Source organism: Mesorhizobium sp. M0514 (assembly GCF_040321145.1).
GTDB lineage: Bacteria > Pseudomonadota > Alphaproteobacteria > Rhizobiales > Rhizobiaceae > Mesorhizobium.
The window spans coordinates 13,347-27,111 of the sequence record NZ_JAMYQZ010000047.1; the positions used below are offsets into that span (position 1 = coordinate 13,347).

The 13,765-nt window shown below is 63.4% G+C and carries 12 protein-coding genes; 7 read left to right on the forward strand and 5 right to left on the reverse strand.

What is annotated here, in order from left to right; translation table 11 throughout:
• Window positions 1–13 precede the first annotated feature (13 nt).
• The 4 genes from pyrG to tpiA all read right to left on the reverse strand — a co-directional run bounded on the left by pyrG (window position 14) and on the right by tpiA (window position 4,578).
• On the reverse strand, window positions 14–1,651 hold the full coding sequence (gene pyrG, locus NKI61_RS19500; RefSeq protein ID WP_081725397.1) for a CTP synthase: 1,638 nt from the start codon (window positions 1,649–1,651) through the stop codon (window positions 14–16).
• 154 nt (window positions 1,652–1,805) lie between these two features.
• The gene (locus tag NKI61_RS19505; protein WP_027049440.1) at window positions 1,806–2,924 is read right to left on the reverse strand and encodes a L,D-transpeptidase; all 1,119 of its coding nucleotides are present in this window, start codon (window positions 2,922–2,924) and stop codon (window positions 1,806–1,808) included.
• A 201-nt stretch (window positions 2,925–3,125) separates the two neighbouring features.
• Window positions 3,126–3,611: a preprotein translocase subunit SecG gene (secG, locus tag NKI61_RS19510; protein ID WP_352840307.1), complete on the reverse strand. Its 486-nt coding sequence runs from the start codon at window positions 3,609–3,611 to the stop codon at window positions 3,126–3,128.
• A gap of 196 nt (window positions 3,612–3,807) precedes the next feature.
• Window positions 3,808–4,578, reverse strand: a complete 771-nt coding sequence (gene tpiA, locus NKI61_RS19515; RefSeq protein WP_023819952.1) for a triose-phosphate isomerase — start codon at window positions 4,576–4,578, stop codon at window positions 3,808–3,810.
• Between the two features lie 147 nt (window positions 4,579–4,725).
• Between tpiA and NKI61_RS19520 the strand changes: the two genes are divergently transcribed.
• From NKI61_RS19520 to NKI61_RS19540, 5 genes are read left to right on the forward strand one after another with little or no spacing between them, the layout of a single operon-like run.
• The gene (locus NKI61_RS19520; protein WP_023738725.1) at window positions 4,726–6,621 is read left to right on the forward strand and encodes a peptidylprolyl isomerase; all 1,896 of its coding nucleotides are present in this window, start codon (window positions 4,726–4,728) and stop codon (window positions 6,619–6,621) included.
• Between the two features lie 31 nt (window positions 6,622–6,652).
• A complete protein-coding gene (gene trpD / locus NKI61_RS19525; RefSeq protein WP_023712346.1) occupies window positions 6,653–7,663 on the forward strand; it encodes an anthranilate phosphoribosyltransferase in 1,011 nt (336 codons plus the stop codon).
• A 3-nt stretch (window positions 7,664–7,666) separates the two neighbouring features.
• Window positions 7,667–8,479, forward strand: a complete 813-nt coding sequence (gene trpC / locus NKI61_RS19530; RefSeq protein WP_027049444.1) for an indole-3-glycerol phosphate synthase TrpC — start codon at window positions 7,667–7,669, stop codon at window positions 8,477–8,479.
• Window positions 8,480–8,481: 2 nt separating this feature from the next.
• Entirely contained in the window at window positions 8,482–8,964 is a 483-nt protein-coding gene (gene moaC, locus NKI61_RS19535; protein ID WP_023684710.1) for a cyclic pyranopterin monophosphate synthase MoaC, read from the forward strand.
• Window positions 8,965–10,170, forward strand: a complete 1,206-nt coding sequence (locus NKI61_RS19540) for a molybdopterin molybdotransferase MoeA (RefSeq protein ID WP_023832091.1) — start codon at window positions 8,965–8,967, stop codon at window positions 10,168–10,170. It begins immediately after the preceding gene.
• A gap of 46 nt (window positions 10,171–10,216) precedes the next feature.
• Here the strand turns inward: NKI61_RS19540 and NKI61_RS19545 are convergent, their stop codons facing one another.
• Window positions 10,217–11,050 (reverse strand): hormone-sensitive lipase, encoded by an 834-nt coding sequence (locus NKI61_RS19545; RefSeq protein WP_502899907.1) that lies wholly within the window; start codon window positions 11,048–11,050, stop codon window positions 10,217–10,219.
• A 160-nt stretch (window positions 11,051–11,210) separates the two neighbouring features.
• Between NKI61_RS19545 and NKI61_RS19550 the strand changes: the two genes are divergently transcribed.
• Together NKI61_RS19550 and kynA are read left to right on the forward strand one after the other, a co-directional pair.
• On the forward strand, window positions 11,211–12,836 hold the full coding sequence (locus NKI61_RS19550) for an AMP-binding protein (protein WP_352840311.1): 1,626 nt from the start codon (window positions 11,211–11,213) through the stop codon (window positions 12,834–12,836).
• The gene (kynA, locus tag NKI61_RS19555) at window positions 12,833–13,669 is read left to right on the forward strand and encodes a tryptophan 2,3-dioxygenase (protein WP_027049448.1); all 837 of its coding nucleotides are present in this window, start codon (window positions 12,833–12,835) and stop codon (window positions 13,667–13,669) included. The genes NKI61_RS19550 and kynA overlap by 4 nt, the downstream gene beginning before the upstream one ends.
• The last annotated feature ends 96 nt before the right edge of the window (window positions 13,670–13,765 follow it).

Here is a 13,765-nt window from a genome sequence, read left to right on the forward strand (position 1 = left end):
CCTCACCGTGGCCCTAGACCAGTCGCGACTGGTCCACCGCGGCCGAGATGAAGCTGGCGAACAGGGGATGCGGCTCAAGCGGCCGGCTCTTCAGCTCCGGATGGTACTGGACGCCGATGAACCAGGGATGGTCGGGGTATTCGACCGTTTCCGGCAGCACGCCGTCGGGCGACATGCCGGCAAACACCAGGCCGCAATCTTCCAGCCGCTCCTTGTAGTCGATATTGACCTCGTAGCGGTGGCGATGGCGCTCGGAAATCTGGGTGTCGCCATAGATGTCGGCGATCTTCGAACCCTTGGCGAGTTCAGCCTGATAGGCGCCAAGCCGCATGGTGCCGCCGAGATCGCCCGTTTCGCGGCGCTTCTCCAGCATGTTGCCTTTCAGCCATTCGGTCATCAGGCCGACGACCGGCTCGTCGGTCGGACCGAATTCGGTCGACGAGGCGTGTTCGACGCCGGCCAGCGAGCGCGCTGCCTCGATGCAGGCCATCTGCATACCGAAGCAGATGCCGAAATACGGCACCTTGCGCTCGCGGGCGAATTTCGCCGCCAGGATCTTGCCTTCCGAGCCGCGCTCGCCGAAGCCGCCGGGCACCAGGATGCCATGCACCTTTTCCAGCCACGGCGTCGGGTCTTCCTTCTCGAAAATCTCGCTCTCGATCCAGTCGAGCTTGACCTTGACGCGGTTGGCCATGCCGCCATGCGACAAAGCCTCGATCAGCGATTTGTAGGCATCCTTGAGGCCGGTGTATTTGCCGACAATGGCGATCGTTACCTCGCCTTCCGGATTGTGGATGCGGTTGGACACGGCCTGCCAGGGCTCCATGCGCGGCTTCGGCGCCGGATCGATACCGAAGGCGGCCAGCACTTCCGAATCGAGCCCTTCCTTGTGGTAAGCCATCGGCACGTCATAGATGTGGGGCACGTCGAGCGCCTGGATGACGGCACTTTCGCGCACATTGCAGAACAGCGACAGTTTTCTGCGCTCTTCCTTGGGGATGGCGCGGTCGGCGCGGACCAGCAGGATATCGGGCGCGATGCCGATGCCGCGCAGTTCCTTGACCGAATGCTGGGTCGGCTTGGTCTTCAGCTCGCCGGCCGTGGGGATGTAAGGCATCAAGGTCAGGTGGACATAGACGGCGTTGTTGCGCGGCAGATCGTTGCCGAGCTGGCGGATCGCCTCGAGAAACGGCATCGCCTCGATATCGCCAACCGTGCCGCCGATTTCGCACAGCACGAAATCATAGTCGTCATTGCCGTCGAGCACGAAATTCTTGATCTCATCGGTGACATGCGGAATGACCTGCACGGTGGCACCGAGATAGTCGCCGCGCCGTTCGCGCTCGATGATGTTCTTGTAGATGCGGCCGGTGGTGATGTTGTCCTGCTGGTTGGCCGAGCGGCCGGTGAAGCGCTCGTAATGGCCAAGATCGAGATCGGTCTCGGCGCCGTCATCGGTGACGAAAACCTCGCCATGCTGGTAAGGCGACATCGTTCCGGGATCGACATTGAGATAGGGATCGAGCTTTTTGATGCGTGCGCGATAGCCTCGCGCCTGCAAGAGAGCCCCAAGGGCCGCTGCAGCGATGCCTTTTCCAAGTGAGGAAACCACGCCGCCTGTGATGAATACATATCGCGCCATGGGAGTCATCGCTTAACGCGGCCGAATTGATTCCGCCAGAGAAAAAACCGCCGCTGAGGCTTTTTCCAGAGAAGGCGCGATAGTCCCGAGGTTCGAGACTGGTGTTTTGGTCAAAACAAAAGGGCCGGCAAAAGCCGGCCCTTTCGGCAGGTTTGTGAAAGCGTCAGATGATGACGACCTTGGTGCCGACCCTGACGCGGCTGTAGAGGTCCATGACGTGCTCGTTGATCATGCGGAAGCAGCCATTGGAAGCGCTGGTTCCGATCGACTGCGGCGCGATGGTGCCGTGGATGCGCAGATGCGTGTCCTTCTTGCCGTCGTAGAGATAGATGGCGCGGGCGCCGAGCGGGTTCTGGCCGCCGCCGGGCATGCCGTCCTTGTACTGGCCGTAATGCTTGGGTTCGCGCTTCTGCATGTCGAGCGTCGGGATCCAGCGCGGCCATTCCTGCTTGTCGCCAACGGCAACCTTGCCCTTGAACTGCAGGCCTTCGCGGCCGACCGCGATCGCATAGCGGCGGGCGGTGAAAGCCGATTCGACGAGGTAGAGGCGGCGCGCGCTGGTATCGATGACGATCGTACCCGGCTCATAGCCGCTGAATTCGACGTCCTGCGGCACGAATTCCGGCTTCACCTTGAACTGCTTCTTGGCTTGCCGCTTGGCGAGAGCCTGGTCGAGCGCGCGCGTTTCGGGGAGATAGGCAATCGACGAGGCAGAGGACGTGCCGCCGAACAGGCCGGCGAACAGTCCGCCACTCGTCGGCTTCTGGCCCGGGGCCTCGCTGCGCAATTCGCCATTGTTGCCGGTCAGCGCGATATTCATCGCTTCGGCCGGAAGCGGTTCAGCCGATTCGATCGGCTCGATCGGCGCGATCGGGTCAACCGGAGCGATGATCTTGGTGGTCTTCTTGCCTGGCTTGGCGTCGGCAACCACGACCGGCTTGCCCTTGCTTGCCAGGAACGCCTGGCGCTGGGCATCGGCCCTGGCTTTCGCCGCATCGCGCATCGCCAGCTTGCGGGCCTCGAGCGCCTTGACGCGGGCGAGATCCCTGTCGGCGGCGATCTTGTCTTCGAGCTTGCTGATCTGAGCCAGATCATCCGGGCTCGGGTTTTTCTTCTTCTTGAGAAGCTTCAGCTGCGTCGCATCGCTCTTTGCGGCGACGTTGATGACAGCGGTTTTGCCAACCGCCTGCGGTGAGGTCATTGCCGGAGTGCCGGCGAAGGCCGCGGAGCTCATGCCGAATACGGCACAAAACCCCATGAAAATGAAGCTGCGAAGCTGCATGGCGAAGATCCGATCGTTCAATGCTTGTTGCCCACGGCGTCGCCCGGCGCCCCCCAAGGGCGCAGAAAGTGCCGCCGGCAATCTATAATCGAAGTGGCGTACGGGCCTCAAGCACGGGGTGCGGTCGAATCTTCGTGATCGTGTGCCATTTGCCGCGACTGTGTTGAAACAACAACAGATCGCGGCATCCGACCCTACCGACTACTGGTTCGGAACCTGCGGCGTGACCGGCAAGGTAACGCCATTGGTAGCCGGCGGCGCAGCCGAATCGGTTGCAGATGGCGTCGCCGGAGATGGAGCCGTCGCCGGGGCCGTGGTGGCGGGCGGCGTGGCGGCGCCGTTGGCCGCGGGCGCGGCCGGTGCGGTGTTGCCCGAAGGCGGCGTCGGCGCCGTCGTGCCGGGCAACTGATTGAGCACGCCGTTGCCGCTGTCGGCCGGCACGCGGTCGAGAATGTCGATCGGTTTTTCGCCATAGCGGGCAACGATCGAGAGTGTCAGCGACGTCACGAAGAAGGCGGCGGCCAGGATCGCCGTCGCCCGCGTCAGCGCATTGGCGGCGCCACGCGCGGTCATGAAACCGGAACCGCCGCCAATGCCGAGACCACCGCCTTCGGAGCGTTGCAGCAGCACCACGCCGACAAGGGCGAGCACGACCATGAGATGGATGACGATCAGTACGGTTTCCATATTTTATCCTGGCAAGCCCTGCCGCTCCCTGGCGATCAGGGCCGGTGATTTGGAGGCGGCTCCATACAATGCTTTAACGGCATTTCCAAGCCCGTGGCCGGAATATGGGAAGCAATGCGCCCTTTGCAACGATTTCCGCCGAACTGCTGCGTTCATAAGTCTATGACCGAACTAGTCGGCAACGAAATTCCGGGGCCTATGCGATATTCTGGTATGCCTCGGCGATGGCGAGAAAGTCGGACGCCTTCAGGCTGGCGCCGCCAACCAGCGCGCCATCGACGTTTTTGACGCCCAGCAGTTCGACTGCGTTGGACGCCTTGACCGAGCCGCCATAGAGAATGCGCATCTTGCCGGCCACGACTGCGCCGAGCGCTTCCGCCAGTTTTTGGCGGATATGTGCGTGCGCCTCCGCCACGTCTTCGGCGGTCGGCGTCAGGCCGGTGCCGATAGCCCATACCGGCTCGTAGGCGATAACGGTGTTGGCGGGCGTTGCGCTCGGTGGCACCGAGCCGGCGACCTGCCGCGACAACACGTCGAGTGCTGTGCCCGCTTCGCGCTCCGCCTTGGTCTCGCCGATGCAGATAATGGCGACGAGCCCTGCCCGCCACGCCGCCGAGGCCTTGGCGAGGACGATGGCATCGTCCTCGCTGCGCTGTTCGCGGCACTCGGAATGGCCGACAATGACGTGGCTGGCGCCCGCATCCTTCAGCATCTCGGCTGAGACACAGCCGGTGAAGGCGCCGCTTTCCTTGATGTGGCAGTCCTCGCCACCAGCCCGCACCGGCGTGCGCGACAGGATTTCGACGGCGCGCGACAGCAAGGTCGCCGGTACGCAGACCAATGCTTCGGTCTCGGCGTCGAGCCCGCTCATGAAGCCGTTGCCGATCATCCTGAGCTCGTTCAGCGAAGCGCTGGTGCCGTTCATTTTCCAGTTGCCGGCAACGAGCGGTCGAATTCCTGGCGTCATGGGGATCTGGTTCTCCGGGCGACATTGGGGTCTCGCCCTCCCTATCAAAATCAGGCCACAAAGCAATCGACAGTGAGCCGGAAGGGCGCTATTGCGCTTGTTTCAGACTCGGGCGCACGCAAAACTGCGCAAAAATCGGAAGTAACAATGCTTGGTATATTAAGAAGCGCGGCAGGGACCTGGGTCGCGAAAGCCCTGCTGTCGCTGCTGGTGTTGAGTTTCCTTGCCTGGGGCGTCACCACGCGGATGACGGGCGGCTTCCTGGCCGGCCATCATGCGGTGATCACCGCCGGCAGCACCACCGTGTCGATCACCGAGTACCGCCTAGCCTACGATCGCCAGATCGCCATGCTGCAACAGCAGATCGGCCAGCGCATCAGCCGCGACCAGGCCAAGGCCTATGGCATCGACAACCAGGTGCTGGCTCAGTTGGTGTCCGGCGCCGTCCTCGACGAACAGGCGCGCAAGCTCGGGCTTGGCTTCTCCAAGGACAGGCTGGCCGAACTGACGCGGCAGGAACCCGCCTTCCAGGGCCCGAATGGCCAGTTCGACCGCCGGCTGTTCGAATCCCGCCTGCGCGAACTGGGAATGCGGCCGGAGGATTATCTGAAGAACCGGGCTCAGGTGGCGGTGCGCCAGCAGATCGTCGAAGCGGTTTCGGACGGGCTCAAGGCTCCGGATACCTTCTTCAAGGCAGTTGCGCTCTATCGCGGCGAAGACCGCACCATCGACTATCTGATCTTGCCAAAGGCGTTGGTGGAGCCCATCGAGGCGCCATCCGACAGCGTGCTTCAGGCTTATTTCGAGGCCAACAAGAAAACCTACGCGGCGCCAGAATACCGCAAATTCTCCTATGTCCGGCTCGAGCCCGAAGACATCATGGATGTCAGCGCCGTAACGGACCAGCAGGTCAGCGACGACTACAACAAGAACAAGGGCCGCTACACCACGCCGGAAATGCGCACCATCGAACAGCTGGTGTTTCCTTCCGCGGACGCCGCCAAGGCGGCATCCGATTCGCTGAAGACGGGCGCCACTTTCGACAAGATCGTCACCGCGCAGGGCAAGACCCCGGCCGACACGCTGCTCGGCACGCTCTCCAAGGATAAGATCACCGACAAGGCGGTCGCCGATGCCGCATTCGCGCTTGCCGTCAACGAAGTCAGCCCGGTCGTCCAGGGCGCGTTCGGTCCGGTGCTTTTGCGCGTTACCGAGATCAAACCGGAAACGGTGAAGCCGCTGGCGGAAGTGTCAGACCAGATCCGCAAGGATCTGGCGCTTGGCGAAGCAAGCCGCATCCTGCTCGACGTGCACGACAATTACGAAGACACCCGCGCCGCCGGCAGCACGCTGGCCGAAGCCGCCGCCAAACTCAAGCTCAAGGACGTTACCGTCGAGGCCATAGACCGCACCGGCCTCAAGCCGGACGGCACCATCATCAAGGACCTGCCGGCATCGCCGGACCTCATCAAGGCGGTGTTCGAGGCCGAGCCCAACACCGAGAATCAAGCCCTGACCACGCCTAACAACGGCTTCGTGTTCTATGAACTGACATCGATCACGCCGGCTCGCGACCGCACGCTGGACGAAGTCCGCCAGCGCGTGGTGGCGGACTGGACGACAGAGGAAACGACCAAGCGGCTGACCGCGAAAGCAGACGAACTCGACAAGCGCCTCAAGGCTGGCACCACACTCGACGTCATCGCCGGCGAACTGAAGCTTGAAAAGCAGACCAAGCGCGGCGTGAAGCGCGAGGCCGACGATGTCGATTTCGGCAAGGAGGGTGCTGCTGCGATGTTCGGCGTCGGCGAAGGCGGCACCGGGCTGATCCCCTCGCCCACCGGCGACGGCCAGATCCTGTTCAAGGTCGCCGAAGTGTTCGAGCCGGCCGGAGCCGACGCCAGCTCGGTACCCGACGATGCGCAAAAATCCTTCACGCAAGGCATGTCCGACGATCTGCTCGACCAGCTGGTGGCGCAGTTGCAGACGCAGTACGCCGTCAGCGTCGACCAGGCCGCCGTTGCCCAAGCCCTCGCCCAATGAATGGCCTTAGCCCAATGAACGTCTTGGCCCAATGAGCGCCCTGAAGACCCATATCGCCAAGGTCGCCACGGGAACCGGGCTTACCTTCGAGGAAGCGCGCGAAGCTTTCGACATCATCATGTCTGGCGACGCGACGCCGGGCCAGATCGGCGGCTTCCTGATGGCGTTGCGCGTGCGCGGGGAGACCGTGAGCGAGATTTCCGGCGCCGTCGCCACCATGCGTGCCAAGATGCTGCGCGTCGAAGCTCCTGAGGGCGCCATCGACATCGTCGGCACCGGCGGCGACAATTCGCATTCAGTCAACATCTCGACCGCTTCGGCCTTCGTCATTGCCGGCTGCGGCGTGCCGGTCGCCAAGCACGGCAATCGCGGCCTGTCGTCACTGACGGGCGCTGCCGATGTGCTGGTCGCGCTCGGCGTCAAGATCGATATCCCGCCAGAGGTAATCGGCCGCTGCATCCAGGAGGCCGGCGTCGGCTTCATGTTCGCACCTGCGCACCACCCGGCGATGAAGCATGTCGGCCCGACCCGCGTCGAGCTCGGCACGCGTACCATCTTCAACCTGCTCGGACCGCTGTCCAATCCGGCCGGCGTCAGCAGGCAGATGGTCGGCGTGTTCCTGCCGGAATGGATCGTGCCGGTGGCCGAGACATTGAAGGCGTTGGGCACCGAGCATGCCTGGGTGGTCCATGGCGACGGCTATGACGAAATCACCACCACCGGCGAAACGCAGGTGGCGGAACTGGCCGGCGGCGAGATCCGCCATTTCACGCTCACCCCGGAAGCCGTCGGCCTGCAGCGCCACACCAAGGACGAGTTGCGCGGCGGCGACGCCGCCTACAATGCCACGGCGTTGCGCGACATGCTGAGAGGTGCTGCCGGGGCCTATCGCGATACGGTGCTGATGAACGCCGGCGCCGGCATGGTGGTGGCCGGCAAGGCGACGACGCTTGCCGACGGCATGGCCGCGGCCACACAGGCCATCGACAGCGGCCGGGCGCTGGGCGTGCTCGACAGGCTGGTCGAGATTTCGAACGGATGAGCCGTGGCTGACATTCTGCGCAAGATCGAGGCCTACAAACGCGACGAGATCGCGGCGGCGAAGGCGCGGATACCGTTGGCCGAGATCAAGGCGCGAGCCAGGGATGCCGACGCACCGCGTGGCTTTCTGAGGGCGCTTGAGGCGAAGCGCAGATCGGGCAGCTTCGGCCTGATCGCCGAGATCAAAAAGGCAAGCCCATCCAAAGGCTTGATCCGTGCCGATTTCGACCCGCCCGCACTGGCGCAGGCCTATGAGAAAGGCGGTGCCGCCTGTCTTTCGGTGCTGACCGATGCGCCATCCTTCCAGGGCGCGCCGGAATTTCTCACCAATGCACGGAAGGCAGTGTCCCTGCCCGCGCTGCGCAAGGATTTCCTGTTCGACCCTTACCAGGTCTACGAGGCTCGCGCATGGGGCGCCGATGCCATCCTGATCATCATGGCCAGCGTCGATGATGCCTTGGCGAGCGAATTGGAAGCGACCGCGTTCGAACTCGGCATGGACGCGCTGATCGAGGTGCATGACGAGGCCGAGACGCAGCGCGCGGTAAAACTCTCGTCGCAGCTGATCGGCATCAACAACCGCAATCTCAGAACATTCGAGACCAGCCTCGAGACCTCGGAACGGCTGGCATCGATGGTGCCGGGCGGCCGATTGCTGGTCAGCGAGAGCGGAATTTTCACCCACGACGATTGCTTCAGGATGCAAAAGACCGGCATCAGCACCTTCCTCGTCGGCGAGAGCCTGATGCGGCAAGAGGATGTCGCTGCGGCAACGCGGCTGCTTTTGACAGGCAAGGCGAAAGCAGAGGCCATCTGAGGATGGCAGCCGCCCTCACCCATCTCGGCGCCAAGGGCGAGGCCAACATGGTCGATGTCGGCGAGAAGGCGGAGACGACGCGCACGGCGGTCGCCGAGGGCTTTGTCTCGATGCGGGCCGAAACCCTGAAGATGATCCTCGACGGCGACGCCAAGAAGGGCGATGTGCTGGGTACCGCGCGCATTGCCGGCATCATGGCTGCCAAGAAAACGCATGAGCTGATCCCACTCTGCCATCCGCTGCTTTTGACCAAGGTGTCGGTCGACATCGAACCGGACACCACGCTGCCCGGCCTCAGGGTCACCGCGCTCGCCCGCGTCACCGGCAAGACCGGGGTCGAGATGGAGGCGCTGACCGCGGCATCTGTCGCGTGCCTGACCATTTACGACATGGCCAAGGCGGTCGACCGCGCCATGGTGATTTCCGGTATAAAGCTGGTGGAAAAGACCGGCGGCAAGTCCGGCGACTACAAGGCGGGTTCGTAAATGGCGCTGGTTCCGGTCGCCGAGGCGCTTCAACGCCTACTCGACGGCGCTGTGGCGTTGCCCGGTGAAAGCGTCGCGCTGGCGGATTCGGCCGGCCGGGTGCTGGCGGAGCCGGTCGTGGCGCTGCGTACCCAGCCGCCTTTCAATGCATCTGCCATGGACGGCTATGCCGCACGGGCGCGGGATGTGGCGACCCTCCCGGCGAGGCTTTCGGTGATCGGCAAGGCGCCTGCAGGGCGAGGCTTTGACGGCGCTGTAGGTAAGGCGGAAGCTGTGCGCATCTTCACCGGCGCGCCGCTGCCGGAAGGCGCAGACACCATCGTCATCCAGGAGAATGTCCGCGATCTCGGCGGTGGCCGGATCGAGGTCACCGAACCGACGGCGAAGAACCGTAACATCCGCCGCCTTGGACTGGATTTTGCCCAAGGCGACGTGCTGCTGGAGAAAGGCCGCGTGCTCGATCCGGCTGCATTGTCGCTGGCGGCGTCGGCCAATCATCCCCGGTTGAACGTGGTGCAACGGCCGCTGGTCGCCATCATCGCCACCGGCGACGAATTGCTGCCACCGGGTAGCGAACCTGGCCCCGACCAGATCATCTCGTCCAACGCCTATGGCGTCGCTGCTGTGGCGCAGTCGGTCGGCGCTCGCGCGCTCGATCTCGGTATAGCGGCCGATCGCAAGGAAGCGATCGCGGCGCTGGTGAAAAAGGCGGTCGATGCGAAAGCCGACGTCATCGTCACGCTCGGCGGCGCCTCGGTCGGCGACCATGATCTCGTCCATGACGTGCTGACTGGCGAAGGCATGAACCTCGACTTCTGGAAGCTCGCCATGCGCCCGGGCAAGCCGCTGATGTTCGGGCGGCTGGGCGATATCAGGTGCATCGGCCTGCCCGGCAATCCGGTGGCGAGCCTGGTCTGCTCGCAATTGTTCCTGAAGCCGTTATTGGCGCAGCTCGGCGGCCGTCCCCACCGGCAGGACATCCGCCAGGCTCAGCTTGGCGCCGCGATGCCGGCCAATGATCTAAGGCAAGACTATGTGCGCGCCGTGGTCCGGGAAGAAGCCGGCGCATTGGTGGCGACGCCGTTTGGCATCCAGGATTCCTCGATGCTGAGAATGCTGGCCGACGCCAACGGCCTGATCGTGCGCGAGCCCTTCGCTCCGGCGGCAGAAGCAGGCGCTGCTTGCAGCGTTCTGATGTTGCGCTGAGGTCGCGCATTTAAGCCTTTAAATCTAACAGATAAACTGTTTGTTACTACGCCAGCAATGTCCGCGTCAGCGGATGTGTCGGATCGGCAAGCCCGTCGACGATGCTGAAATGATGCCGGTCCGGCTCGACCACTGTGCTGGTCGTGGCGCCGAGGCCGATCCAGATGTTGGCAAGCAGCGCATTCTGGCGCAGGAACTCCGCCCGCTCGCCGCCGCCGGCCCAGCAGGTGATGCGCGCGCCCTGCATGGGGCGCAGCAGAACCGGGCTTTCGGCCAGTGCTTCCGCTTCATCGATGGCCAGTGTCGCGTTCATCCCCGTGCGCATGATCGGCCGCAGATCATGAACCCCGGAGATCGAGACGACATTGCGTATGCGGCCGGCCACATCGGCGGCCAGAGGCGTCGTTGTCGTCACCATCCTGGAGGCGAGATGGCCGCCGGCGGAATGCCCGGTCAGGATCACCGGCCCGCCGACCATCGTCGCCGCTTTGCCGATCGCCGCCGCGATTTCCCTGACGATGCCGGAAATGCGTATGTCGGGACAAAGCGTGTAAGTCGGCATTGCCACGGCAAAGCCATTGGCAACCGCGCCGTTGGCCAGATGCGACCATGGCTTGTTGTCGAACGCCTTCCAGTAACCGCCATGGATGAAGACGACGAGCCCTTTGGGCATGACATCGGGAAGGAACAGATCGAGCCTGTTGCGTGGACTGTCGCCATAGGAGATGTCGAGCTTGGCCCGACCGGACGCCGACATTGTGTCGCGAAAAGCCTGTGCCGGTGTGTCCCACGCGGCCGGCCAGCGATTGCTGCCGGCAATGTTGTCGCCGTTGGCGTAGGCATTGTCCCAATCGGCAACACGATGTTCGAGCATCTGCATCCCTCCCGGATGGCTTCAGTTCAGTCGACAGGAATGGCCGCCGAACAGGGCGGCGTCAATGCTGCGACCTAAAAACATTTTAGGCTTGAAACAAATTTCGACTGGTGCGATCCTGCGCCTTGTTCAGCCATGGGCGCGAGGCAGACAGGGGCAGCCGAAAATGCTTGGGCCATCAGCGCATATCGACACATTCACGCGTGACAACCTGCCGCCGCCGGAGCAATGGCCGGAGTTTTTGCTCGACGGCTTCGACTATCCCGACCACATAAATGCCGGCGTCGAATTGACCGACAGGCTGGTCGAAAAAGGCTTCGGCGACCACACCGCGCTGATCGGCAATGGCCGCCGCCGCACCTACAAGGAACTGTCCGACTGGACCAACAGGCTCGCCCATGCGTTGGTCGAGAATTACGGTGTCAAGCCGGGCAACCGGGTGCTGATCCGCTCGTCCAACAATCCGGCCATGGTCGCCTGCTGGCTGGCCGCCACCAAGGTGGGCGCGGTGGTCGTCAACACCATGCCGATGTTGCGTGCCGGCGAACTCGCCAAGATCGTCGACAAGGCGGAAATCACGGTCGCACTTTGCGATACGAGGCTGATGGACGAGATGACCGCCTGCGCCAAGGGCAGTGCGTATCTCAAGCAGGTCATTGGCTTCGACGGCACGGCCAACCATGACGCGGAACTCGACCGCGCCGCCCTCGACAAGCCGGTCACCTTCACTGCCGTCAACACCGGCCGCGACGATGTCGCCCTGCTCGGCTTCACCTCCGGCACCACCGGCGTGCCGAAGGCGACGATGCATTTCCACCGCGACCTGCTGATCATCGCCGACGCCTATGCCCGCGAAATCCTGGAGGTGACGCCCGACGACATCTTCGTCGGTTCCCCGCCCCTTGCCTTTACCTTCGGTCTTGGCGGGCTCGCCATCTTCCCGCTGCGTTTCGGCGCCGCGGCGACGCTGCTGGAACAGGCGACGCCGCCCAACATGATCCACATCATCGAGACTTACAAAGCGACCATTTCCTTCACCGCGCCGACAGCCTATCGCGCCATGCTCAAGGCGATGGATGAAGGCGCTGACCTGTCCTCGCTGCGCGTCGCGGTTTCGGCGGGCGAGACGCTGCCGGCGCCTGTCTTCGAGGAATGGACGCGGAAGACCGGCAAGCCGATCCTCGATGGGATCGGCGCCACCGAGATGCTGCATATCTTCATCTCCAACCGCTTCGACGACATGAAGCCGGCCTCCACCGGCAAACCCGTCGGCGGCTATCAGGCACGCATCGTCGATGACGAGATGCGGGAGTTGCCGCGCGGCTCTACTGGCCGGCTGGCGGTGCGCGGCCCGACCGGCTGCCGCTACATGGCCGATGCCAGGCAAAAGGACTATGTCCGCGACGGCTGGAATCTCACCGGCGATACGTTCACGCAGGACGAGGATGGCTTCTTCCACTTCGCCGCGCGTTCCGACGACATGATCGTCAGCGCCGGCTACAACATCGCCGGCCCCGAGGTCGAAGCGGCGCTGCTCTCGCATCCCGACGTCGCCGAATGCGCGGTGACCGGCGCCGAGGACGGTGAACGCGGCCAGATCGTCGAGGCGCATATCGTGCTTGTGCAAGGTGTTTCGCCGGACGCATTGACCGTCAAACGCCTGCAGGACCACGTCAAGGCAACGATCGCGCCCTACAAATATCCGCGTTCGGTGAAGTTCATCGACGCCTTGCCCAAAACCCAGACCGGCAAGATCCAGCGCTTCCGGTTGCGCGCGGAGAAGAGCAATTGATTAAGCCGCACGATCCGGCGTCCGATGGCGCGCAGATGTCGTTCAAGGAGCGGATGTCCTACAGCGACTATCTGCAGCTGGACAAGGTGCTCGATGCGCAGGCGCCGCTGTCTTCGGCCCATGACGAGATGCTGTTCATCATCCAGCATCAGACATCGGAATTGTGGATGAAGCTCGCTTTGCACGAGATCGGCGCCGCGATCCGCTCTATCCGCGCCGACCGCCTCGAACCGAGCTTCAAGATGCTGTCTCGCGTCGCGCGCATCTTCGAGCAGCTCAACAATGCCTGGGACGTGCTGCGCACGATGACGCCAAGCGAATACACCGAGTTTCGCGACGCGCTCGGCCAATCCTCGGGCTTCCAGTCGTGGCAGTACCGCGCCATCGAGTTCATGGCCGGCAACCGCAACCTTGCCATGCTCGGGCCGCACAAGCACCGGCCCGACCTTACGGACAGGCTGGAAGCCATCCTGGCCACGCCGTCGCTCTATGACGAGGCGCTTCTGCTTTTGGCGCGCAATGGCTTCGACATCGGCGCCGACGCCAGTCGCACGGACTGGCGCGAGACGCGCGTCGAGAACGAAGAAGTGCTGGCTGCCTGGCAAACCGTCTACCGCGACCCGCAGCGCTACTGGATGCTCTACGAACTGGCCGAGAAGCTGGTCGACTTCGAGGATTATTTCCGCCGCTGGCGCTTCAACCACGTCACAACGGTCGAGCGCATCATCGGCTTGAAGCGCGGCACGGGCGGCACCTCAGGCGCCTCCTACCTGAAGAAGATGCTGGAGGTCGTGCTGTTTCCGGAGCTCTGGACGGTCCGTACCCGGCTCTAGAGCATTTCGCCGTTTAACGTAAACGGCGAAATGCTCTAGCTCTTTGATTTGACGCAATTGCGGACGGAAAACCGCTTCACACTTTTCCTGAAATTG

Excerpts from the sequence above, each read along its gene's own strand:
- pyrG (WP_081725397.1), bottom strand. The coding sequence starts at position 1,651 with ATGACTCCCATGGCGCGATATGTATTCATCACAGGCGGCGTGGTTTCC.
- NKI61_RS19505 (WP_027049440.1), bottom strand. The coding sequence starts at position 2,924 with ATGCAGCTTCGCAGCTTCATTTTCATGGGGTTTTGTGCCGTATTCGGC.
- secG (WP_352840307.1), bottom strand. The coding sequence starts at position 3,611 with ATGGAAACCGTACTGATCGTCATCCATCTCATGGTCGTGCTCGCCCTT.
- tpiA (WP_023819952.1), bottom strand. The coding sequence starts at position 4,578 with ATGACGCCAGGAATTCGACCGCTCGTTGCCGGCAACTGGAAAATGAAC.
- NKI61_RS19520 (WP_023738725.1), top strand. The coding sequence starts at position 4,726 with ATGCTTGGTATATTAAGAAGCGCGGCAGGGACCTGGGTCGCGAAAGCC.
- trpD (WP_023712346.1), top strand. The coding sequence starts at position 6,653 with ATGAGCGCCCTGAAGACCCATATCGCCAAGGTCGCCACGGGAACCGGG.
- moaC (WP_023684710.1), top strand. The coding sequence starts at position 8,482 with ATGGCAGCCGCCCTCACCCATCTCGGCGCCAAGGGCGAGGCCAACATG.
- NKI61_RS19540 (WP_023832091.1), top strand. The coding sequence starts at position 8,965 with ATGGCGCTGGTTCCGGTCGCCGAGGCGCTTCAACGCCTACTCGACGGC.
- NKI61_RS19545 (WP_502899907.1), bottom strand. The coding sequence starts at position 11,050 with ATGCAGATGCTCGAACATCGTGTTGCCGATTGGGACAATGCCTACGCC.
- NKI61_RS19550 (WP_352840311.1), top strand. The coding sequence starts at position 11,211 with ATGCTTGGGCCATCAGCGCATATCGACACATTCACGCGTGACAACCTG.